At 61.3% G+C, this 23,173-nt stretch carries 11 protein-coding genes; 5 read left to right on the top strand and 6 right to left on the bottom strand.

Annotation, left to right across the window (positions count from 1 at the left end; genetic code table 11):
• Positions 1-16: 16 nt before the first annotated feature.
• Together AC5E6W_RS21800 and AC5E6W_RS21795 are read right to left on the bottom strand one after the other, a co-directional pair.
• Positions 17-1,813 carry a beta-L-arabinofuranosidase domain-containing protein gene (locus tag AC5E6W_RS21800; protein WP_491754455.1) on the bottom strand — a complete coding sequence of 599 codons (1,797 nt, stop codon included), beginning with the start codon at positions 1,811-1,813 and terminating at the stop codon, positions 17-19.
• 160 nt (positions 1,814-1,973) lie between these two features.
• A complete protein-coding gene (locus AC5E6W_RS21795; RefSeq protein ID WP_491754454.1) occupies positions 1,974-4,265 on the bottom strand; it encodes an alpha-L-rhamnosidase-related protein in 2,292 nt (763 codons plus the stop codon).
• A gap of 333 nt (positions 4,266-4,598) precedes the next feature.
• On the opposite strand from AC5E6W_RS21795, the gene AC5E6W_RS21790 reads away from it, so the two are divergent.
• Positions 4,599-5,819: a substrate-binding domain-containing protein gene (locus tag AC5E6W_RS21790; RefSeq protein ID WP_491754453.1), complete on the top strand. Its 1,221-nt coding sequence runs from the start codon at positions 4,599-4,601 to the stop codon at positions 5,817-5,819.
• Positions 5,820-5,900: 81 nt separating this feature from the next.
• Here AC5E6W_RS21790 and AC5E6W_RS21785 read toward each other — a convergent pair whose 3' ends face one another.
• From AC5E6W_RS21785 to AC5E6W_RS21775, 3 genes are all read right to left on the bottom strand, one after another.
• The gene (locus tag AC5E6W_RS21785; protein WP_491754452.1) at positions 5,901-8,582 is read right to left on the bottom strand and encodes a hypothetical protein; all 2,682 of its coding nucleotides are present in this window, start codon (positions 8,580-8,582) and stop codon (positions 5,901-5,903) included.
• A 181-nt stretch (positions 8,583-8,763) separates the two neighbouring features.
• Positions 8,764-12,312 carry an outer membrane beta-barrel protein gene (locus tag AC5E6W_RS21780; protein WP_491754451.1) on the bottom strand — a complete coding sequence of 1,183 codons (3,549 nt, stop codon included), beginning with the start codon at positions 12,310-12,312 and terminating at the stop codon, positions 8,764-8,766.
• Positions 12,313-12,535: 223 nt separating this feature from the next.
• Positions 12,536-15,070: an alpha-L-rhamnosidase-related protein gene (locus AC5E6W_RS21775; protein WP_491754450.1), complete on the bottom strand. Its 2,535-nt coding sequence runs from the start codon at positions 15,068-15,070 to the stop codon at positions 12,536-12,538.
• Between the two features lie 31 nt (positions 15,071-15,101).
• Here AC5E6W_RS21775 and AC5E6W_RS21770 point away from each other — a divergent pair, with 31 nt between their 5' ends.
• The 4 genes from AC5E6W_RS21770 to AC5E6W_RS21755 are packed head-to-tail and all read left to right on the top strand — an operon-like array spanning position 15,102 to position 21,460.
• Positions 15,102-16,556, top strand: coding sequence for a glucuronyl esterase domain-containing protein (locus AC5E6W_RS21770; protein WP_491754449.1), 1,455 nt, complete (start codon positions 15,102-15,104; stop codon positions 16,554-16,556).
• Complete coding sequence (locus AC5E6W_RS21765; protein WP_491754448.1) at positions 16,553-18,166, top strand: MGH1-like glycoside hydrolase domain-containing protein; 1,614 nt, start codon at positions 16,553-16,555, stop codon at positions 18,164-18,166. The genes AC5E6W_RS21770 and AC5E6W_RS21765 overlap by 4 nt, the downstream gene beginning before the upstream one ends.
• Before the next feature lie 28 nt (positions 18,167-18,194).
• On the top strand, positions 18,195-20,516 hold the full coding sequence (locus AC5E6W_RS21760; protein ID WP_491754447.1) for an SUMF1/EgtB/PvdO family nonheme iron enzyme: 2,322 nt from the start codon (positions 18,195-18,197) through the stop codon (positions 20,514-20,516).
• Positions 20,513-21,460 (top strand): glycoside hydrolase family 43 protein, encoded by a 948-nt coding sequence (locus AC5E6W_RS21755; protein WP_491754446.1) that lies wholly within the window; start codon positions 20,513-20,515, stop codon positions 21,458-21,460. The genes AC5E6W_RS21760 and AC5E6W_RS21755 overlap by 4 nt, the downstream gene beginning before the upstream one ends.
• 86 nt (positions 21,461-21,546) lie before the next feature.
• Here AC5E6W_RS21755 and AC5E6W_RS21750 read toward each other — a convergent pair whose 3' ends face one another.
• A complete protein-coding gene (locus tag AC5E6W_RS21750; RefSeq protein WP_491754445.1) occupies positions 21,547-23,124 on the bottom strand; it encodes a DUF5060 domain-containing protein in 1,578 nt (525 codons plus the stop codon).
• Between the last annotated feature and the right edge of the window lie 49 nt (positions 23,125-23,173).

The following is a 23,173-nucleotide window of genomic DNA, read 5'->3' as shown; positions in this document are numbered from 1 at the left end:
GTTGTGCGTTCGGGGCTCAGGCCTTCGTGAAGTATGCCGTGTAGGTCTGGTTGACGATGCGATGGAGTGGCACGTACACCGTGCCGATGCCTCCAACCGTCTCGGTGAAAGTGTCGGCGCCGGAGGACTTCAGATTCGCAGGTAGCACGCGGCGGCCTGGTTGAGCCTGCTTTGCTCCTTCGATGGCCACGTACTGCACGGGACCACGCATGAGTGCAACCGTGTTGGGGTGTTGCTCGTCGACGGCTTCAGTACGGAAGTCCTGTGGTAGTTCAAGCTCGATCACATCCCCACTGCGCCATGTGCGCTTGATGCCTGCAAACGAGCCGGTGGATGCATTGAGCGGAGTGCTGCGGCCATTGATCTTCAGCGATGCCGGCCGGGAAAGCCATGCGGGCAACCGCAGATAGAGCGTGTACTCCGCAGCACGATCGGCCGTGAGTGTCATCGTGACGTGGTCGTTCGTGGGGAACTCGGTCTTCTGCTCGAGCTGGATCTTCGCCCCGCGCGCAATGAAGCGCGCGCGCGATGGAGTATACAGCGTGACGTAGTAGCCGTCGTCGGCAACGAAGCCCAGGTTCAACGGATAGTCCGCAACGGTCTGCACCAGCGTGCCGGAACAGCATGGCCACTTCTTCTGGTAGTAGACCTTTACCGCGCCAGGCGAGTAGGTCGAGTAATAGAAGTAATCGCCATCGGAATCGGGCGGTAGCGAGGCCAGGATGGTATTGAAGAGCACGCGCTCCAGGTAGTCGGCATGTGCGGTGGATGTTGGCCGCGCGCTGCGCATGAGGTAGCGGCTGAGCTTGGTCGCGGCATAAGAGCCACAGGGCGTCTCGAAGTGGTCCTGCGTCGTGGAGAGCGCGGCGAAGAGCTCGCCACGATGCGGTGTGATCAGCGTCTCGTTCGGCCCGTAGCCGCCGGAGGCGAAGGCCTGCGTGGTCGTCAACAGCGTGAAGGCGTGCTGCATTGCGTCGCGGTAGCGCGGGTCGCCGAGTTCCGCGTAGGCTCGACCTGCGGATGACAGAGCCATCACGTGCGAATACGCATGCTGGCCAGGGAAAGGATCTTCGCCGCGCGCCAGCGGGTCGAAGAGCTCGCGGTCCAGCAGGTAGCGTTGCGCGTAATCGCGGAAACGAGGATCCCCCGTGAGCCGAGCCGCAGCGAAAAGGTTCTCCGGCATGATGAAGGTCTCATCGTACGGAGGATTCTTCTTGCCGATGCGATCACGACCTTTGGCCGGCAGCAGCGATTGCGCTCCATCGAACACTCGCGTCAGCAGCGCACGGGCAGAGTTGTCGCCAGTGAGGATAGCTGCATCGACGAGTCCACAGATGTGCTTATCGAGGGTGTAGCAGACCCACAGGTTCGTCTGCGGCCGCAGGATGCTCTCATTCTTCGGGCCAAGCGTCTCGCCGAAGCCCGCGACCAGCGCCTGTGCCTTGTCTCGTGCCGCTGCATCGCCGGTGCTCGCGCTGATGCGGGCCAGGCCTGAGATGTACTGTCCCAGGGAATGGCCTGGCACGAAGCCGTCGTAGTCGTACCATCCGCCCATGTCTGTGCCCGGTGCGGTCAGACCCGCGCGCTGACGATAAACCTTCAGCAGGCGATCGTTCGAGAGCGAGAGGAAGTGCGCATGCACAGCATCATAGTGCGCGGCCAGCGGCCCTCCGGTGAGTTGCACGTCGCTGTACGCAAGCTCGCGCAGAGGCTCGTGGCCAGTGACCGCCGCCGTCTCTCCGAGCGCCGGCATCGCGGAGACGGCCGTCATTGCTGCCGAGGTCTTGAGGAAGTTGCGCCGCGTCAGCGCCATCGTTGCGACTCCTTGCGAGCTGTCACGCGAGCTCCGCCCTGCGGAGAGTATCGCATCGGAACAGCATTGATCACCTGTTTGGACGGGCCGCGAAATGCATTCGTGTGGCCAATCACGGTGCAGGTTCCAGATGCCGGAATTCAGACGCTTGGCACGATTGCTAGTGCTGCGCAAACTCATAGTGTCCGGAGTGGGTAAGCAACGTGGGTTCCGCGCGGCCAGGAAGAAAGACGCGGGCTCGCTCCACACCCGCAGGTAGATCGAGTGTCCACGGCTTGGTGCGATCGAGCGAAACCTTGATAGCGCCATGCGGAGTGGAGATGGACCCATGGGCAAACTCGAGACCCAGTAGGTCAGGCCGGACATCGACCGAAGCGAAGCCAGGCGACGTTGCACGCACGCCCAGCACGTTCTGCTCGAGCCATGGCGCGGGCCAGGATGCCCACCCGTGAGCGTAGGAGACGAAGTATCCGCTGGTGCCGTCGGCCAGCAGCGAGAGGTGCGCATCGGTCTTCGGCCAGCGCAGATCGTACGATTCCCAGAAGCTCGTCGCGCCTTCGTCCAGCATGCCACCCCAATACGTGCGGATCCAGTCGAGCGACATGCGCGCATGTCCGGTGTCGCTCATCGCATCGAGCACATAGGAGTTGAAGTACGGGCTGATTACCTGGTCCTGCGGCGTGTCCTGCTTTACGTGCGCCAGCACGTTGGTCCAGATGGCATCGTTCGATTCGGGCTCGAGCTTCGTGAGTACAGCCAAGGCATTGAGTTGCCAGGTGCTGCCGACGGTATGTGTCGCCGGATCGACGAAGGCCTTGCGTGCGGCCTCGCGCATTGTCGCCGCCCGCTGCTCATATAGCTTCGCAGCCTCCTCGTCACCGGCCGCCCGGAGCAGTACAGGTGCCGCTTGGTAGGCTCGCAGGAACTCCAGCGTTGATCCGCGATAGGTGTCTTCCGTCGCGCCGTACAGGCCAGGGGCCCAGTCGACAAAGCCCCACCCCTTTGCGTCGCGGCGTAGCAGTCCGGTCTGCGCATCGAGGCTACCGTCCATCGTCGCGAGCAGCTTGCGGAGCGTGTCATGCTCCTTGTGCGCAAACGCAACATCGCCGCTGGCGTCGTAGACCTTGGATAGCGTCGTGATCCACTGCGCCGTATAGCCGCCGATGCCGTTCACCGCTTGACCTGTCGCCGTATCGTCGCCGAGATGCTTCAGCGTCTCCTCAAGCGCGAAAGTGTCGCCGAAGACCGAGAGGATTGTGCCGGCCTCGACGTCGAGGTCGCCGGCCCAGCGGCCACGATCGCGCTTCGGGGCATCCCAGATATCGTCCTGCATGCAGAGGTGCGCTGTGTAGGCTGCCGTCTCCCAGATGCGGTTGAGCTTCGCGTCGGAGGACTCGAAGCTACCCTCGTACTTCACCGGGTAGGTGATGGCCTCCGCATGAATGCTGCGCAGAGCGATAGCGGGCGCACCGCGGAGGAAGGTGACGCGCACGTAACGGAAGGCTGACTTAGGCCCGCGTGCCGTACCATTCGCAGGCACATCGAGGAGGTTCGTGCCCAGGTAATTACCGCCGCGCTGGCTCGGTGTGAGGCCAGTAGCCATCGCCTCCAGCTCGTCTTCGCCATAGGCAATCGAGATCGTGGCATCGTGATCGCTGCCGGAGTCCACAACGATGCGGCCCGCAAGCTCGCGGCCGAAGTCGATCAGCATCGCGGGCGCCTGCTCATCCGTGGGCGTGGGGTTCAGCAGCTTCACAGTGAACGGAGCGGTTGCATGCTCCTGCGTGATGGCATCGAGGTTCGCGATCTCCCCGTTGCCTTCGTATACGCGGGAGACATGCTCAGCGGGCACACGGATCGCGCGGAGGAAGGTCGACATGCCGGTATAGCCCGGCCAGCCGTACATGCCCGCGTCGACGGACCATTGGCGAAACTCGATGTTGCTGTCGATAGAACCAAGCGACTCGACGCGCGCCCACGCGCTGTCGTCGAATCCAGGCTTCTGCCAGTCGTCAGTCTTTGGATCTGAAAGAGAACGCCAGCCTGCATTCGAGACGACGAGCGGTGGCGCATCGCCGTCCCCAAAGCGCCCTGCCAGCAGCTTGGCGGCGAAGACCTCGCCGTAGCCGAACTGATGGAGGACCTCGGAGCCTGCGCCGGTTACCACGCCGCGGCCGCGAACTACCTCGATTGCGAGCACGTTGTCCCCCTTGCGAAGGGCAGACCCGGCGTCGAAGTGGAAGACTCGGAAGTTGATGGGCGCCTCCGGATTGGTGCTGTCGCTGCCCAGCAGCTTGCCGTTCAAATAGGCGCGGGCGTATCGTGGGCCTGCTATGTAGAGTGTTCCGGAATGCGGAACGGATTGAACCTCGAAGTGGGTACGAAAGATGTGCGGCTCGACTCGCAGATTGGTCTTTGCCCAGGAGTAGTGGCTGCGGTCTGGTCGCTTCACTGTGACGTCTCCGGCGGTCCACACGAACTCCTCGGGAAGGCGCTTCGCGGGAGTTTCACTGGTGAACGAAGCATTTCGCCAAGGATCCAGCCACTTTCCCGGACTTTGCGCGGGTGCGGCCAGGGAGAAAGCGAAGCTCAGCCCCGTGGCAAGAAGCGAGCTGCGATATAGCCAGTCGTGGCGCGGGTGTGCGGAAGTCGGTACAGGTGCGAAAGGGCGCGGCATCACCCCGCCATGCTACGCCGGTGGGTGCAAGAATGGGGTTGAAAGTCTTGCACACAATCCTTCATTCTTTCGCGGAACTTGCGAAGCCCAACTCTCAGGATGCGAACTATGCCCCCGTCCCCAAAGCGCCACGCTCACGATGAAGATTCGCTCTCGAAGCCTGCCCCTGGAGGCCGTCGGGGCGATCGCAATGAGTCGCAGACTGTGCTTCGCGCCTGTGATGTACTCAAGACATTCCGATTCCGCGGAGAGGAACTCTGTCTCGCCGACGTGACCGAGCGGACCGGCCTGCCGAAGACCACCGCATTTCGCCTGCTGCGTACCCTCATCCATGGCGGCTTGATCGAGCGCGCAAGTGCGGGACTCTATCGCAACTCCTTCGGGCCGGTACATGCGAAGCCCTATCGCATCGGCTTCGCTTCGCAGGGTGGATTGAAGTTCGCGCAGGAGGTGCAGCACTCCATCGAGCTCGCCTCGATGCGCGAGAACGTGCAACTCATCACGGTAGACAACCGCTACTCCGCGCGCGAGGCGCTGCGCAACGCGGACCTGCTGATACGCGAACGCGTGGACATGGTGCTTGAGTTCCAGACCTACGAACGTGTCGCCCCGGTCATCGCTTCGAAGTTCCTCGAAGCGGATGTGCCCGTGATCGCGATCGAGGTGCCGCATCCCGGCGCAACGTACTTCGGTGCGAACAACTACAAGGCGGGACTGATTGCGGGCCGTGCGCTGGGACGTTGGGCGCGCGAGAACTGGGGCGGAAAGATCGACCAGCTTGTTCTGCTGGAGCTGCCCATCGCCGGCTCGTTGGTCGAGCTACGCATTACGGGCTTCGTCGATGGCCTGCACTCTACGTTGCCGGAGATCGCCAATGTGCCCGTTGTGCACCTCAACGGCCGCGGCGACTTCGAGCAGGTACTCGAAACGATGCGCCAGTTCCTGCGCCGGACGCGTGCCAAGCGCACGCTGATCGGCACCGTGAACGATGTGTGTGCGCTGGCGGCGCTGCGGGCCTATGAGGAAGTTGGAGCCAGCGACAAAATGGCCGTCGCTAGCCAGAACTGCATTCCCGAGGTCCGCGATGAACTGCGCAAGCCGGAGACGCGGCTTGTGGGATCGGTGGCGTATTTTCCGGAGCGCTACGGCAGCGAGATCATCCCACTGGCGCTCGGCATCCTGCGCAAAAAGACGCAAACGCAGACGGTCTTCGTGAAGCACCAGCTGGTGACCCCCCGGAACGTAGACCTGATCTATCCGTTGGATGAACATGCGCTGATTCCGAGGAGCCTCAACACCATGGATACGTCATTGCGACCGGTAGCGTAGAACTCGGCGAGTCCAGGAGCAACACGAAGGCCCGCGAATCTCGCGGGCCTTCGTGTTCTCTCTCGTACGGCTACAGGGAAGCTACTCGAATAGCCAGTCGAGGTTCGGTGGCTGTCCATTCGCCCCTTGCAGATTCATGCTCATGTGTGGCGTCACGTGCGCATCTTCAGGGATGAAGCCGAGGACAACATACGCCCCCTGGCCGAGGTCGAGGTCGTTGTCTCCCGCCGCGAGCGGCTTGGCCCACACCGTCAGTGGCAAAGCGTGCGATCCCGTGCCGCTCGGAACGATCGCTGCGGGCAGCAGGATGTTCCATTGCTCTGTCGCGGCGGAAAGGTTGGCTGTGCCGCGCTTCGTTGGCAGTAGCGCCACGAGTACTTGCGCCGGCCTTGCGAGCGTGAAGTGCAGCGGAGCATTCTGCTTCGGATCCAGCCGAATGCCCTTGAGGCCCCTCAGCTCCGGCGCGAGAGCGGCGATGGTTGGTGCCCCATCCATGCTGAGCAGTCCCGCGCCCTTATCGACCGTGAAGCCCTCGCCAATTCCAGGCGCGAGAGTGAAGGCGACTTGCGGGAGCGGCTTTGGGTTCCGCTCTGCGGCGGTTGCGGCACTGGCACCTCCTTCGCCTGTCGCCAGCTTCATTCGCTCGCGGAAGGTTGCAAGCTCCTTCTCGTAGACAGGAAGAAGATCACGGAAATGGTTGGTGTTCGCGGCGCCGCGGACGGGAATCTGTCGCTGCGATGTTTGCATCCCCGCGACGCTGCGGTAGGCGGGATCGGCCAGCGTAACAAGCTCGCGGAAGTGGTCGACAGACTGCGCGAGAAACGTCTCGGCTGTCCTCAGATGCGCGGCATCGTGGTCATAGCCGAAGAGCATCACCTGCTCCGCAGCCTTCGTCTTCGCCTGGTAGTAGAGCATCAGCGCATGGATGGAACGAAGGTCGTTGAGGATGCGATCGTACTCGGCACGATCCTTCGTGACAGAGGGGCCAGCGGCTTCAGCCTCGCCCACCGCCTTCGCGGACCACTCGACGGCCTGGTCCGCGATACCGAGCGGAGTCTGTCCGTGGTGTGGCCTGTGGTTGACCTCATTCGCTACGTACTCGTCGAGCCGCTCGCCATCCGGAGCGTCGCCGGTCCACAGCGTCTGCGCGGGGCTGAAGCGCGCGGCATCGATGAGCTGTGGCATCGTCATGCCGAGGGAGAAGACCTGGCGATTGCCCTCCGTGATGCCGATGCGAGGCAGCAGCGTGGGAGCACAGGGGCCAGCAGCCTCAAGTGCGTTGAGCAGATGTTCGCCAGCATCATTTGAGCCGAAGCGCTCGCCGATCTGCTGCGTCCAGAAGACGTGCTCCTTCTTCGGATCGAGATGCGGGTTCCACGCATAGCGCGCCCATGCCTCGTTCCAGATCCAGTCCCGATCGGTTTGATCGAGCAGAGGCGTGGTGTTGTCGCCGCTCACCGGCCAGTCCCAGTAACGCAAAGGATAGATATGCATGCCACCGATACCGATGCGCTCGAAGTTGAGTACGGTCTGGCGAATGTAATCCGGGTCCCCCCAGCGGAAGGGTTCGAGATTGCTAAGCAGATGGATGTTCGCGACCGTGATTCGCGAGTTCGCCACCAGGCGCTCGAACTGCTCCTTCACGGGCCCACGCACATTGGTCCACGTCAGCGACTCTCCATTCCACTTAAACATCGTGTCGATGTTGGGGTAAAGAGGGTTGCTCACCTGCAGCACCTTGTCGATGTCAGTAGCATGAGCGCGCACGACGATGGGCGGCGGCGTGACCTCATGCCCCGTCTGCTTCGCCAGCTCGGCGAGCCCATCCTTCACACCGGGGATGATCGCTTCGGTCATCCACTCGGGCCCATAGTGCGGGCCCATGGCCTCGCCCAGCGTCATGAAGATCCCGACGTTAGGGTAGTTGCGAATGAACTCACTGAGACAGTAGCGCGTGTACTCGGCCGATAGCGGCGATGGCGCGGAGAGATGGTACGGCAGCTTGTGCGCCCTCGCGAAAGCATGCGAGAGGTGGATGTTGTAGAAGCCCTGCAGCACCCAGATACCGCGCTTGTCGGCCTCTGCGGTCACCCACTGGAACATCGCAATGTTCTGTTCCAGCTGCGCTGTCGGTAGCTCCTGCGCCTCGGGGTACTTGGGCAGCTTCAATAGCGAGGTGAACGGGTGGCCGTTCCAAAGGTAGAGAGCGTTGTAGCGCTCGTTCACCAGCATGTCGAGATACTTCGTCCACCAGGCCTTGTCATAGAACCAGCCAAAGTCCTTCTGCGTGAGCGGATAGTCATACTCCGCGCCTTCATAGGTGATCTCGGGCTTCTGGATACCGATAGCGGTAGCGCGAAGCTTGAGCTGCGGATGATCTTCGAAGTCAAGCGCAGTTGGCAGCGCATGCGCCTCGCGGATGCGCTGCGCGAGTTCCAGTGCGCCGTAGAGGGTGCCAGAGGAGTCATAGCCGGTGACGACGACCGTGCTGCCCAGGCGCTTCAGCACGAAGGCCTCTTTAGCATCGGGCCAGAACTGGTTCAGCTCCTTGTCGTAGGGCTTCAGTAGAGCGTCCTCGCGCTGTGCAACGAGGATCCGCTCGGAGCCGGGAAGCTCAGCTACTGCAGCGCGCAGCCGCTCGGCAGCGAAACGCTCGCGCGGCGTAGCTTGCGCACTGCTGAGAACCCGCGGTCGCGCGAAGGCGGGAACAGAGAGTATGACAAAGGCGAGGCAGGCAGCGGCGCGAGGAATGCAGAGCTTCATGCTTAGTATCGTTCCATGTCTCAGGCGACCTTATCTCGGAGTGAGGCCACGCTGGGTTCGAGCATAACGCTAGAGACGAAAAGGCCGGGCGATGGACCTCCCCAGCAGAAGAAAGTGGCTGGCGTTGGTTGGCGCCAGCCACTTGGGCATGTGGGCTCGCTCGCGAGGAACGAGGTGGGAGTTAGAAGAGGATGTGAATACCGCCCTGGAGTTGGCGAGGACTGTTGAGCTGAGTGGTGACCTCGCCGAACGAGGACGCAGTAGGACTGACATTTGCCGAGTTGAACTGCACGTGGTTCAACGCGTTGAAGGCGTCCACACGAGGCTGCACGACGACGTGCTCACCGATGGTGAAGTTCTTCAGGATGGAAAAGTCGAAGTTGTTGTTGCCATCGCTGCGCAGCAGGTATTGAGGGAACGTCCGGTAGTTGTAGGAGTTCGGCTGATCGCCAGAGATTCTGTCAAAACCTGCAATGTTGAAGCTCGGCGTCGTCGAGCTCGCCAGGTGAGGCTGATTGTTGAAGTTACTGAATGTGCCGGTGTAGTTCACATTGCCCCACTGGATTGGTGTGCCTGAAAGCGCTTGATAGATCGACGTTACCTGCCAACCGCCGAACGCTTCATCCGCCCATAGCGGAGCATCGTGGAAGAATGTCCGGCCGCGGCCGAAGGGCAGTTGGTAGATGAGCGTCAGCGTCAGGTGCTGTGGGAAGTCCGACGATGTCTCGCCATACTGCGGTACCTGACCCTGGTTGAGGGTGCTCTGCGCGCCGAGCTGGCGCGAGAACTCGTAGTTGACGTCAAACTGCAGGCCATAGCTCATACGCTTCTGCACTTTGCCCATGATCGCATTGAAGTTCGCGTTCTGATCCGGCACCAGTTGCTCGGTCACGCTGCTGTACTCGGGATTGGACTGCAGCAGCTGAGCGACTGTGATCGTCGGCCCGGTGTTGTAGGAGGAAGCGTTAGGGACAGTGATGCCATTGGGCGTAACCGCCGAGGGAAAGTTTCCTTTGAATGGGTTAGTGATCTTCGTGTTCAACGCTGTGGTGAGCGCCGCATTGGGACCGTTCTGATGGGCTAGTAGCGGCAGCAGCGGAATGGAGCTCACCGCAAGCGACGAGGACAGGTGGACGGAGTGGGTAGTAAATCCACTCACTTCCACGAGCCAGCTCTTGCCTAATTGCTTCTGCACGTCAAGGCTGGCCTTCTCGGTGTACGGAACGCGAAGCGGGGCGAAGTAGATAGCGCCGCTGCCCAGGTTGGTGTTTACCCCAAGCTCCGATCCATACGGGAGTTGGATCGGGTTCACGTTGCTGTTGAACGGATCGGACAGCGAACTGACTGGCTGGGCGTTCGTCTGGTTGGTGGAGTTCGTGAGGTAGGTGGACGTCGCCGAGTAGCCGTAGGATTGCGGCGCGCTGTAGTCGTTGAAAGGGTTGACATAGATGCCGAACCCGCCGCGGATCGCCAGCGTTCCATGAGAGGCTGCGGGGGACCAAGCAAAGCCGACGCGCGGGCTGATATAGATCGGGGGCGTGTTGTAGGCGTTCCGGTGATTGGGTGTCGCATAGCTCAGAGCCCCCGTTGGCAAAAAGCTCGATGCCGGAAGGTAGGAACTGGGAGAGGCGGCATACGCAAGCTCCGCAGGCGCGGTAGACGCATTGATGGTAGAGGGATTGAATCCAACGACCGCGCGGTTCTGGCTCTCGACAATCGGAGTTTCAGCTTCAAACCGAACACCCGCGCTGATCGTGAAGTTAGAAGCCACCTTCCAATCGTCCTGCGCGAAGCCCGCAAAGTAGTCGCTGTTGTACTGATACCGGGGATTGATGATCAGCGATCCGCTCGTGGGCAGGCCGAGTTCGAACAGTGCCAATGAACCACCAAAGCCAGGTCCTGCCACTGTCGACGTTGCGGTGATCGGCGTTCCCACCGTAGGCGTTCCGCTCGAGTTCGTGGTGGCAAAGCTGAAGGCCCCGTTCGACCCACTGCCCGAAAACGACGAGTTCTTGTAGTACCGAAGATCAGGCCCAATCTTGATGCTATGGTGACCAATCGTCTTATCCAGGCTGGCGAACAGCTGGATGGTATCGAAGTACGCCTGGCTGCCCGGCTGGCCGCTAAGGCTAGGAACCCCAGCTGCGTCTGTAAAGGACAGGTACGGAACCGCCGTGACACTGGAGTACGCTCCGAGGTATCCAGGATAGCCAAACGCTGTTCCCGGCGTCCCGGTGCTGTTCGGCGCGCTTGTGTTTTCCGACCGTGAGAGGCCGAGGCGAACGTCCAACAACAAGGTGGGATTGAAGGTGTGCACGTCTTCAGCGAATCCACCCCACAGGACTGCGCGCGACGTGGTTCCTGTCAGGAAGTTGTGAAAGATGTTGCCTTGTGCATTGGCATAGTTGCTCTCGTGCGCCTCAAAGGAGAGCCGGTCGCTGTGGGTGACGTCATAGTCGAGCCGGCCTCCCTGAGAGGTGTAGTGATTTGTCGTGGGATCGTTCGTGAAGTAGTTGTTTTCGCCATCCGCCTTCCCGGCTGTGTTGGGCAGCGGGACGTAGGCGAGATAGGCCTTCGCAATCGGGCTTACGGTCAGGCCTGCGTTGGCGAGCACATTGCCGGTGATCGGCTGCCGCGTCACAACGTTGTTGGCATACACGCCGGTGTATGGGTTGTAGAGCTGCCCGGCGGACGTAGTGCTCAACAGGGCGGAGAAATCGCCACTGCGCTCTGCTTGCGTGGGGACGCTGGTAGTCGTACTCGCCGGTGCGTTGCCGATATAACCCTCGTACGCGTAGCTGAAGAACAGCTTGTTCCGGCCATTGAAGATCTTCGGAATCCAGACTGGACCGGAGATGAAGCCGCCGAACTGGTTGAAGTGTGTGGATGGCGCCGAGGTACCGGTGGGGGTGAAGTAGGTCTTGGCTGAGAACGGGCGGGAACCGGAGTAGTATTCGTTCGCCGATCCGTGGAACTGGTTGGTCCCAGCCTTGGTGGTGATGTTCACGGTACCGCCCGATGTGTCGCCCATGGCTGCATTGGCGGCAAACTCATCGACACGGACCGCGTCTACTGAGTCAAGCTCTGGGCTGAACCCTGCCGTGCGGCTGGAGTCCTGCATGTTCGGGACGCCATTCAACAGCAACTCGTTGGAGGCGGAAGCGCCACCGCCTAGCGAAAAGTCGTCGGCGGTTGAGTTGCCGAAGGGCGTCGTTTGCGAAGCCGCGTGCTTGCCCTTGGCAACGACGCCGAACTCGAAGCGGGCAAAGCCCAGGGGGGAGCGCCCGTTGCTCGGGAGGTCCATCACGTCTTCGGCCGTCAGCGTCTGGCCGGTCGTCGCGTCCGCGGTGTCGACTAGTGGGGCCTCGGCGCTGACGGAGACGATCTCCGAGGTAGCACCGACGACCATCTGGATGTTCTCCGTCACGGTCTGCTCGGTCTGCAGCACGAGGTTGGGATGGATGTAGCTGCGAAACCCATTCGCCGTAACCTCGACCTTGTAGGGTCCGGGCTGAAGGAACGGGACGGTATAGTTGCCTGCACTATTGGATGTCACGGTCGTTTTGACGCCGGTATCCGTGTCTGTGATGACGATGGTGGCGCCCGGAATTGTTGCCCCTGTGGGGTCGGCGATGTGGCCGGTGAGTGTAGCGCGTGTCTCCTGCGCTCCGGCGGGAGAAAGAGCCGCGACTAGAGCAAGGGCTCCGACGGCAAGGGAAAGTCGCTTCATAGGGTGCTGCCTCCGCAAAGTGGTGCGGAAACCCTTATAGAAGCGTTAAAGTTAGCCTGTCAACATAATCCGGGAACGCCTGCATAACTATGCAGAAAACGTTTGCTACCTGCTGGGAATTTCGCCCTCGCGAAGCCTCTGCTGGACGGTGAGATGCAGGCGGATCCGCCTCCCAGAGAACCTAAACGAATGGTTCCGACGAGGACGGGCCGCAGCAAAAGCCTCAGTTCGCCGTAAAGATGTAATGCCCTGCAGATGGAACCACGACCGCAAGCCTCTTTCCCGACTCCACCGCAGTTCCGCTTACCGGATTGCCGTTCATCGCGACCTTCGCTCCCTCACGAGGAAGAGGCACCAGGATGGTGGCAACCGTTCCCGCAGGAAGATCAATGGTAAGGGTTCCCCCCGTGACGTCAACGTTCAGTGGACCCCGCGGCGTGGGTTCGGAGCCACGGGCGAACTTCAGGTCGAGGAGGTCGGGCCGAATGTTGACCGTGGTGAAGCCCGCACCTGTCGACTGGATGCCAAGCACTTGTTCCATGAGCCACGGCATCGCTCCGGTGGACCATCCATGCGCCAGTGAAACGAAGTAGCCGGAGCGATTGTCCGCCTGCAGTGAGGCGTGGAAGTCTTCCTTGAACCAGTCGGGATCGTAAGCCTCCCAGAAGCTGGTCGCGTTCTCGCGGGCCATGCCGCCCCAGTACTGTCGCATCCATTGCAGGGCATCTTCGCGATGTCCCATCTTCGCCATTGCGGCAAGAATGTAGTAGCCGTAGTACGGCGTGGTCACTAGCGAATTGAAGCGCACATGACCCACAGTGTCCAGCGAGTTCTGCCAGATCGCGTTGTACTGCGAAGGTTCGGCGACACCGGAGAGCACGGCCATGGCATTCGTCTGCCATCGCGTGCCGAAGCTACCAATGCGCGGATCGAGCAGATGCTGCTGCGCCGCGACCTTGATCTGCGCTGCACGCTGCTCATACTTTGCGGCATTGTCGTTGTCGCCGAGTGTCCGCAGCAGGAACGCTGCATCGCGATAGGCGGCATAGAACTCGAGCGTGGAGGCGCGGCGCGACTCTGGTGTGTCGCCATTCAGTTCCGGTGACCAGTCGACGTAGAGCCACACGTTGGTCTTGTTCGCGTAGACGTTGTTCTCGTCGAACTCTTTGTCCACATAAGCGAGCAGCTGCAGCATGCGTTCATGCGTCCCACGCAGCCACTCCACGTCGCCGGTCTGCCGGATGTACTGCGCGACGCCCGTGAACCAGAAAGCTGAGTAGCCGGGGATGCCGTTGACGTGCTGCTGCACCGGCGCTGGGCCTAGCAGGCGGTCGAGCGTATCGCGCATCAGGAAGCGGTCGTCGAAGGCATCCTCGATGGTGCGGCCCATCACGTCGGTGTCGCCCATCCAGCGGCCACGGTCGCGCTTAGGCGAATCCCAGATGTCGTCCTGCATGCAGAGGTGTGCGGTGTACGCGCCCACTGCCCAGATGCGGTTGAGCAGCTCGTCGGAGCTCTCGAACGAGCCCTTGTACCGCACGGGATAGAAGATGTCGTCGGCTGCGATGGAGCTGAACGAGAGGTCTGGAGCACCTTCGAGGAAGCTGATCTTCGCGTAGCGGAAGCTCGACTTGGGCCCATAGCCCGTACCGTGCGCCGCGATCGGCACCACGTTCACGCCGAGGTATGGGTTCTTCATCATCTCGTCGTAGCTCTCGCCATATTGCACGGCAACCTTGGCCAGTGAGTTCGATGTCGAGACAAACTGCACGCGTGCAGTGATCTCGCGGCCGAAATCGACCACGATGGTCGGCGCCTCTGAGTTCGGAAGCACAGGCTGCGAGAGCTTGATGGCGAAGCGCTCGCCTGGCTTCGCGCTGGTCAGCTGCTCGAGCCCGGTCCACTGGCTGCGGAACGGCGCCGAAGACATCACTGCGGAGATGGGAACGCGGCGGTGCGCGAGAAACGGCGAGATGCCGTCATAGCCCGGCCAGTCATACATGCCGGCGTCGGCGTTCCACTGGAACTCTTCCAGCGTGTCTTCGATTCCGGCGAGCGCCTGGACTGGCTTCCAGCTGGAGTCGTCAAAGCCAGGGGCGTCCCAGCCATTCGTCGGGCTTGTGGAGGAGCGCCAATCCGGGCCGCTCAACATCAGCGTCGGGCCATTCACCCATGGCTCGCGCGCGACGATCTTCGACACGACGACCTGGCCGGAAGTCTCCTGAATGAGCAGGGCAGAGTTGGTGAAACCGGTCACGCCGCGGCCGCGAATGACCTTCATCGCCAGCACATTGTTGCCACGCTTCAGCACACCCTCAACAGGTACGGCGATGACGTGCATCGTTACCGGATGCGTGATGTCTGTCTCTATGTGCTCGATCATGCGCCCATTGAGGTAAATCTGCGCCGAGCGCGGGCCCGCGACGTAGAGCGTGGCGCGCGGTGGAATCGCGTCGACCTTGAACGTGGTGCGGAAGTAGTGTGGCTCCGTCTTTTCATTGACGCCGGGGAAGACGTACTTGATCTGATCGGTGGAAGCCGCGCCGGTGTCGGGTGCCGTCCAGATGTATTGCTCGGGCAATGGCTTGTGCAGATCGCGCTGCAATGGAGTTCCGGTGGCATCGGCTACGGGGTCCAGCGGGCCGGGCCCAGGCGTTGTCATCTGCGCATATGCGCCTGCAGAAACAAGCAGCGTGGCGAGAAAAGCCGTGAGCGGCAGCGAACGAAGGCAAGCGTTGGAGCGCAAAGAAGATGCCATGGGAGTGCGGTCCTTACCCGGAACGGGTTTCATGAGTGACAGTTCCCGTTTATACGCAGAATGGATTACAGTTGGCAACGAAGTGCACCGCCAGCATGCGGGGCGCTTTCCGCAGGATGGAAGCGACGGTATGGGCGCGTCACGCATTGGTGAAGGAGTGGTGGTGGCAGGCAAGCTCTCAGGGATGTTGGGCATGGTGTCGATGCTCGCGATGTCGGCGCTTTTCGCGCAGAGCCTGAGCCTGCCCGCTGGTTTCAACTACGACGAGGCGAAGGTCGCCCCGTATACGTTGATCGACCCTCTGAAGACCGCCGATGGTGCGGAAATCCAAAGCGCGCATGCATGGAGGCAGGCGCGCGGACGATGGATCGCGCAGTTTGAGGAAAACGTTTTCGGGCAAGTGCCGGATCGCGCACGAACCTTCCGCATTCATCCCGTTGTGACCGAGAAGGATGCTCCCGCGCTCGACGGTCTCGCGCTACGCACGCAGATAGAAATTCCGTTGACCGCGCGACGCGATGGGCCGCTGATGCATGTGTTGCTCTATCTTCCGGCGAAACACCAGGGCAAGGTGCCTGTCATCCTCGGTCTCAACTTTGCGGGCAACGCGAGTATCGCCAGTGACCCCGGCATCCACGCCACAGACGTCTGGTTTGCCGGCAAGAAGCGCGGCGAGCCCGCACAGCTGCTGCCCTTCGATGAGTCCAAGCGCGGCTCGCAGGCGAGCGAGTGGCAGGTTGAGAAGATTCTCCGCGCTGGCTATGGCCTCGCGACGATCTACTACGGGGACATCGAACCCGACGCAAAGACCTTTGAGGGCACGCATGGTGTGCGAGCAGCGTATCCATCGGCCCCTGGTCAGCCCACGTGGGGTGCGCTTAGCGCGTGGGCCTGGGGGCTGTCTCGCGGGGTCGATTACCTCGTCACGAACGGCGAGGTGAACGCGAAGGAGATCGTTGTTACAGGCCACTCACGGCTTGGCAAGGCTGCGGACTGGGCTGCAGTAATGGACCCGCGCTTCGCTGCAGTGCTTTCTACAGAAAGTGGCAAGGGTGGTCAGTCGCTCTATCGCCGCAACTTTGGCGAGAACATTGCCCATCTCCAACACTCGTTTCCGTACTGGTTCACAGCGAAATATGCGGAGTGGGTCGATCGCGATGCGCAGATTCCAGTCGACGGCAACGTCCTGCTTGCGCTGATCGCGCCGCGGCCGCTCTATGTCGCCAGCGCGCAGGATGATCTCTACTCCGATCCTGAAGGCGAGTTCGAGTCCGCGCGGGATGTAGGCCGAGTCTATGCGCTCTTCGGCAAACAGGGGCTTGATGTGACCGTGCGTCCGGCAGTGAATGAACCCGTGATGCACGACGTGGCGTACCACATTCGCTCTGGCAAGCACGACGTTACTGCCTTCGATTGGGAGCAATACCTGAAGTTCATGGATCGCGAGTTTGGCGCGCCCGGCACGGCGCACGGAAGGAAGCAATGAGCACGAGCCGGAACACAGCCCTCGTCTGCGGGGCGGCACTGGCCATTTCGGTTGGAGCGTCTGCTTCAGCGCAGTCGAACAGTGCATCTGGGTTGTTGAAGCCCGAGAGTTTCCATCACTATGTCGCGACGTTTGAGCAGCAGGAGCAACTCGCGACCGGCCACGAAGGCGCTGACAGCTGGCCTTGGATGCTCGCCGAGATCCCCTGGTTTGAGTCCTCCGACAAACAGTTCGAGGAGATGTACTACTTTCGCTGGTACGCGTGGCAGAAGCACCTCGTGAAGACGAAGGCCGGGTGGGTGATTACGGAGTGGCTGCCGAAGCCGGAGATGACGGATGGATTCTTCGGCGGATTGCCCGATGCGACGACCTTCCATGTGCGAGAGGCGCGCTGGTTGAAGGACAAGAGCATCGCTGAGGACGACATGCGCTACTGGCTTTCTCCTGATGCCGATCCGCATAAGTACTCGACGGCGATGGCGGATGCAGCGCGTGCCGTGCGCCTCGCAAATGGCGATCGCGAGTTTGAGACAGCGCTGTTGCCGGCGATGGTGAAGAACGAACGCGCATGGGACGCACAGCGCGATGCGAATGGCCTCTACTGGTCGATCGATACGCGTGATGCGATGGAGAAGAGCATCAGCGGTGACGGCTATCGTCCTACGCTGAACAGCTACATGTTCGGCGACGATGAGGCGATTGCTGCGACGGCCGTCGAAGCCGGCGCCATGGCAACGCAGACTGAGTATCAAGCCCGTGCCGAGCGTATGCGTAGCCTCATCGAGCAGTACCTGTGGAACTCGAAGGATCAGTTTTATGAGGTGATGTCTCCCTCGCAGGACTCAGGCATTCGCAAGCAAAAGAAGTTCCAGGACAACGGAACTTCGATGCAGATCTCGGGTGTGCGCGAGCTGATTGGCTTTTCGCCCTGGCTCTTCGAGGAGCCGCCTACAGGTCATGATGTCGCGTGGAAGCAGCTCTTCGATCCGCAAGGTTTCGCGGGAGAGTATGGTCCAACGACAGCCGAGCGCCGCAGTCCGCGCTTTCGCTTCGAGTCCAGCGACCAGTGCACATGGAACGGCCCTTCATGGCCCTTCGCAACAACGCAGACACTGACCGCATTGGCGAACCTGCTCGATGGCGGACAAGGTCAGACGGACATAGGCGCCGCGGGCTATATGAAGCTGTTCGGCGAATATGTGAAATCGCAGCACCTGAAGTTGAAGGACGGCATGGTGATTCCCTGGATCGATGAAGATCTTGACGCGGATACCGATGAGTGGATCGCGAAGGACATGCTGTTGGCAAAGAATAAGCAGGTGGGCCGGGGTAATTATTACAACCACTCGGGCTTCGCGGACCCGCTCATCACCGGTCTCATTGGCCTTCGCCCTGAGGCTGGTAATGAGATCGTGCTGAAGCCGTTGGTGCGCTCGTGGAGCTACTTCGCGCTCGATGGCTTGCCCTACCACGGCCACACACTGGCGGTCCTATGGGATGCAACCGGCAAGCAGTATGGGCATGGTCGCGGGCTGATCTTGATGGTCGATGGAAAGAAAGTCGCGGAGCGGAAAGACCTTGGCGAACTGCGGTACACGCTACCGCAGTAACAAGTAAGGAGTGAGGATGCAACGAGAGATGCGGTCCGCCCTGCTGACGTTGGGCGCGTGCGCCATGGCGATGTCTGCCTGCGCACAGAAGATCGAGACGAACAGTGTTGGTATCAAGCTTGCCCGCATCCCGGCTGGCCAATTCCGCATGGGCGCTGATGCAACCGTGATCCCGGAGAAGGTTCGTGCGGGCCTCGGTGTCATGTCCACGCGGCCTGCGCATGGTGACTTCGATGAAGTCCCCGCGCATGCAGTGAGACTCACGCATAGCTTCGGGATCGGCGTCACCGAGGTGACCGCGGCGGAGTATCAGCAGTTCGACCCGAGCTATAAGCCGAACCCTGCGGCGCCCAGCTATGCCGCCGGCATCAGCTGGAAAGAGGCAATGGACTACTGCGCCTGGCTCTCGAAGAAGGAGCACAAGACCTATCGCTTGCCTACCGAAGCCGAGTGGGAATACGTCGCTCGAGCTGGCGGAACGAAGTTGTATGGTGCGAGTGATGCTCCATTGAAGGTCGACGAGTCGAATGCCTGGGGCCTCGCCAACCTCGGTGTCGGTCGTCCGGAGTGGACGCTCGATTGGTACGGGCCGTACCAGCCACAGACGCAGACCGATCCCACAGGCGCAGCGGGTGGATGGGCAAAGGTTGTGCGCGGTGGCGCGCTCGATTTCCGCAAGTCGAAGGAGCCGGGAGAGAATCCCGCGAGCTCGCCCTACTTCGAGCGTCCCGCGAATCGCGCCAGCATGGCCCCGGCCTTCGCCGCTCCGGAAGGCCGCATCGGCTTCCGAATCGTGGAAGGCTCAATGCCAACAACGAACCCCACCGCTCCATTCACCTATTTGTTCGAGACCGCGGTGAAGCAGCAGAGCGATGGCATCGACGCAGGGCCTGATCCCGCAAAGCCATGGATGCACCTCCACGAAATCTTCCCCAACCTCAACGGCCGTTCCATGCCGGAGGTGGGATGGAAGGTCGGGCTTGAACGAGGGCTGGGCATCGCGTATCACAACACCGCGATCCAGGAGCTACCAAACGGGGACATGCTGGCGGCGTACTACAACACACCCCAGTCGGAAGACGACCCCGACATGACCATCATCACCATGCGTCGCCGTGCGGGCTCGGAGACCTGGGACATGCCCGAGCCTTGGCCTTACTTCGCTGATGCCGCCAATGCCGCGCCCGTGATCTGGAACGACAAGGGCAAGATCTGGTTCTTCTGGGGGCAGCCGCGACTCATCGGTGCATGGCCATTCTCGTACATGACGTCGCAGGACAACGGCGCAACGTGGAGCTCCGTCCAGTTCCCGCACTTCACCACACCCATCGGGCGCTACGTTCCGCAGCCGATCAACAGTATCGTGCGATCCAGCGATGGCACGATCCTGATGCCGACCGACTCGACCGGCCGCGATGCTACGGGCAACGGCTCTATCTCGTCCGTGTGGGGAACGCACGACAACGGCGCGACCTGGTACGACACCGGCGGTCGCACCGGCGGCCGTCACACCACCATCGTGATGGCGAAAGATGGCACGACGATTCTTGGCTTCGGTGGCAAGAACTCCGAGATCGACGGCAAGATGCCGCTGGCCATCAGCCACGACGGAGGCAAGACCTGGCAGAAGCGGGCCACGCCGTTTGATGAGCTGCTCAGCGGTGAGCGACCCAGCGTCATTCGTCTACACGATGGCAAGCTCTTCTTTGTTGCCGACTACAATCCCACCCACCAGAAGCACATCCACAAGGACGGCGCGTACGTTGCGCTAAGCGACGACGATGGCGCGACGTGGACGATGAAGGCGCTCCCGAAGGAGATCGTCACCGTAGGCTACACCACGGCAACGCAGGGCGCGAATGGCGTGATCCACGTCATCACGTCGAAGAACAAGCCGGACTATGAGATCGAGCTGACTGAGTCTTGGGTGTTGGATAGAGACGCCGGACTCACTACCGAAGCCACGCTCTCGATGGGCACTGTAACGCATCACGAAGAAAAGTACGCCAGCGGCAAGGTGCGCATTCGTTGGGGAAGTGCGACGGCCAGCGATGGCCGTGTGCTGCTCGAAGGGCCAGAGGAAGCCTTCTACGCCAGTGGCAAGCCAATGTGGAAGCTGAACTTCCATGCGGGTGAGAAGGTTGGCATCGAGACATCCTGGCGCGAGGATGGCACCCGTGCGTGGGAGAAGACCTACCATCCTGGCGGCGAGTGGACATGGGTGCTCTTCGATGAGCATGGCAAGCAGACGGTGAGCTCAACGTGGAAGGGCAAGCTCTTCGAGCACTCCACCGTGCCCGATATCATGCAGGACAAGAAGGCTGACGGGCCTGATCCGGAGGCGGAATGAAAGTACGACGCTGGCTGGCTGCTGCGCTCATCCTCACCTGCGCGAGTGTTATCCCGCAGGCGCATGCGCAAACAAAAGAGGAAGCGAAGGACGAGTTTCTTTTCGTTTACTTCAAAGAGCCCGGCACGCAGGGCATCTATTACGCGCTGAGCAAGGATGGGTTCCACTACGATCCGCTCAACGATGGGCAGCCATGGCTCAAGCCCACGCAAGCGGGCGAAATCATGCGCGACATTTTCGTCACGCGCGATCCGAATGGAGGCTTCCACGCGGTGTGGACCTGGGGCTGGCGCGGCAATAGCCTTGGCACGGCGGACTCGCTCGACCTGATGCAGTGGGGCGAGCAGCACGAAGTCCCCATCATGACCACGGCTCCAGGCATCCGCAACGTGTGGGCGCCGGAGACCGACTGGGATGCGCAGAAGAAGCTATGGGTCGTCTTCTGGTCCAGTTCGCCCATAGCCGAGGAGCAGGGCAATCGCATCTGGTACTCAGAGACCAAGGACTTCCGCGAGTTCTCCACACCGAAGATTTTCTTCGATCCAGGCTATGAGGTCATCGACGCGACGATGTATCACGGCAAGGGGAAGGAGTATCTGATCTACAAGGATCAGACACGCGATCCACTACGCTACCAGGAGCGCATCGCCACGGGGCCTACTGTCGAAGGGCCATGGACGCCGCTCGGCGGCCCTATCAACGACTCATGGTCCGAGGGACCATCTGCAATCAAGATCGGCAATGAGGTTGTGGTGTTCTATGACCACTATCGTCAACCGAATGCGCACTTCCAGGGTGTTGCCACCACAGACTGGATTCACTGGCACAGCGTCAGCGACCAGATGGGCTTTCCGCAAGGTTCCAAGCACGGAAGCTTTTTGCGAGTGACGGCGGAAGAAGCCGCGAAGCTTGGTGCGCGGCATGATGCTCCCTCCGCGCAGTAGCGTCGTGAGTGAGTCTTTAAGCAAATGTAGAAGGGTTCGCAGAATGCGAGCCCTTCTACATGGAGCCATCAACCGTGCGGCGAACGCTACACCTTCTCGAAGACGATCGCCTGGTACGGCTTGCCGGGAAGCGCTACGCGGGTGGACGATGCCGTCGACGCCTCGCCTTCATCGGTCGTGACCTTCTGCTTACCCACGGCCTTGATCGTGCCTGGCAGCGGCGTCATCGTCATGTTCCAGGGATCGATCAACGTCGCCTTAAACTCAACTCCCTGTGGCAACGGGAAATCATATTCCGCCGGTTGGTGGAAGTCGAAGTAGTAGAGGTAGAGCTGGTTCGGCGTGCCCGCGGAGAGATAGTACGCGCCCTCGAACTCGTTGAGGCCGACCTTGGTGATCTTCTCCACCACCTCGCGCAGAAACTTGATGCGGGGAGCGCTCGTGCCACTAAGCTTGCCTCCATCGCTCCATACGGGCACGCCCTTGGGCTGGTTGAAGGTATCGCCGTGCGTGGCGTAGGTTCCCGCAATTACTGCGAGCCAGAAGCGCCGCGTCATCTCCTCGGCGGAGAGATTGCCCCAGCGCCGCGAGAAGTTGCCCTCGTACTGGATCTCATCCCACAGGATGGGCTTGCCCCACGCCGCGCGGTACTCGGGCGCCTTGTTGAAGTCGTACTCCTGCAGACTCGCATGCGTAACCCACGGCTTGGAATTGTCATACTGCACGCGACTGTGATGGATCGATCGCAGATGGCTCGAGGGATCGTACTGCTGGATCACGTGGAAGTAGTGGTCCCACTCCGGCATCGTCTTCGATTTCACGAGGTCGTACTCATTGGCCACCGACCACCATACGTTGCGGAAGGATGCGAGGCGCGCGACCGCGTACTTGAGGTAGAGGTCGTTCGCCTCCGCCGGCATCGACTTGTAGCCCCACGCGTCGTAGGGATGGAAGAGGATCACATCGGCCTGGATGCCAAGGTCGCTCAAGTCCTGGATGCGGCGTTCGCAATGCTGGAAGTACGCGGGATTGAGGCGCGTGAGATCGTTCGATCCATCCGGATGCTTCTCGAAGGGCAGCGCGAACAGCTCATGTCCCAGCGGCTTCGGGAGCAGGCACAGTCGCACCTTGTTGAAGCCCGCGGTTCGCAGCGTGTCGATGGTGTCCTGCTCCCACGGTTCACCCATAAAGGCCATCGCGTAGCAGGTCGTGCCGAAGGGGAAGTATGGCGTGCCGTCCGCATGCTGGAAGTGGTATTGGTGCGCGGTCGTTACAGGACCGTGATTGTTGCCGGTAGCCTTCGTCACCTCGAAGGCTCCGCTATGGCCATTCAATTCCGGGATGGACGAACTCGAGCGCCATGTCCAGCGCCCGGGGGCATCCGGCATGTAGCGGACTTTGTAGACTCCCGCGCCATCGTAGAAGCCAGTGACCTCGACGTCGCGATGGCCGAGCGTGAACGTCGCGGAGACCTGGACGTCAGTGAACAGATTTCCGGTCGAGGGCCCATGCAGCGTGACCTCGTAGCGGTCCCACTGCTCGATGCTTGTGGAGGGGCTCGTGGAGGGAGGCAACGCTGGCGCTGCGGCGGAGACGGCAGGAGAGGCAGTAAGCGCGGCCCCCAGGGCGGCGGCGCTGCGCGAGATCATTGTGCGGCGGTCCATCTTTCGGAATGCTCCATTGTGCGGCGGGAAAGCGTTTGTGGATTGGGTG

This window comes from Bryocella sp. (genome assembly GCF_058498515.1).
Note: the sequence above shows the minus strand (reverse complement) of the source record. Positions and strands in the feature narration are given on the sequence as shown.

Excerpts from the sequence above, each read along its gene's own strand:
- AC5E6W_RS21760 (WP_491754447.1), top strand. The coding sequence starts at position 18,195 with ATGCGGTCCGCCCTGCTGACGTTGGGCGCGTGCGCCATGGCGATGTCT.
- AC5E6W_RS21770 (WP_491754449.1), top strand. The coding sequence starts at position 15,102 with ATGAGTGACAGTTCCCGTTTATACGCAGAATGGATTACAGTTGGCAAC.
- AC5E6W_RS21790 (WP_491754453.1), top strand. The coding sequence starts at position 4,599 with ATGCCCCCGTCCCCAAAGCGCCACGCTCACGATGAAGATTCGCTCTCG.
- AC5E6W_RS21785 (WP_491754452.1), bottom strand. The coding sequence starts at position 8,582 with ATGAAGCTCTGCATTCCTCGCGCCGCTGCCTGCCTCGCCTTTGTCATA.
- AC5E6W_RS21750 (WP_491754445.1), bottom strand. The coding sequence starts at position 23,124 with ATGGACCGCCGCACAATGATCTCGCGCAGCGCCGCCGCCCTGGGGGCC.
- AC5E6W_RS21755 (WP_491754446.1), top strand. The coding sequence starts at position 20,513 with ATGAAAGTACGACGCTGGCTGGCTGCTGCGCTCATCCTCACCTGCGCG.
- AC5E6W_RS21780 (WP_491754451.1), bottom strand. The coding sequence starts at position 12,312 with ATGAAGCGACTTTCCCTTGCCGTCGGAGCCCTTGCTCTAGTCGCGGCT.
- AC5E6W_RS21800 (WP_491754455.1), bottom strand. The coding sequence starts at position 1,813 with ATGGCGCTGACGCGGCGCAACTTCCTCAAGACCTCGGCAGCAATGACG.
- AC5E6W_RS21765 (WP_491754448.1), top strand. The coding sequence starts at position 16,553 with ATGAGCACGAGCCGGAACACAGCCCTCGTCTGCGGGGCGGCACTGGCC.
- AC5E6W_RS21775 (WP_491754450.1), bottom strand. The coding sequence starts at position 15,070 with ATGGCATCTTCTTTGCGCTCCAACGCTTGCCTTCGTTCGCTGCCGCTC.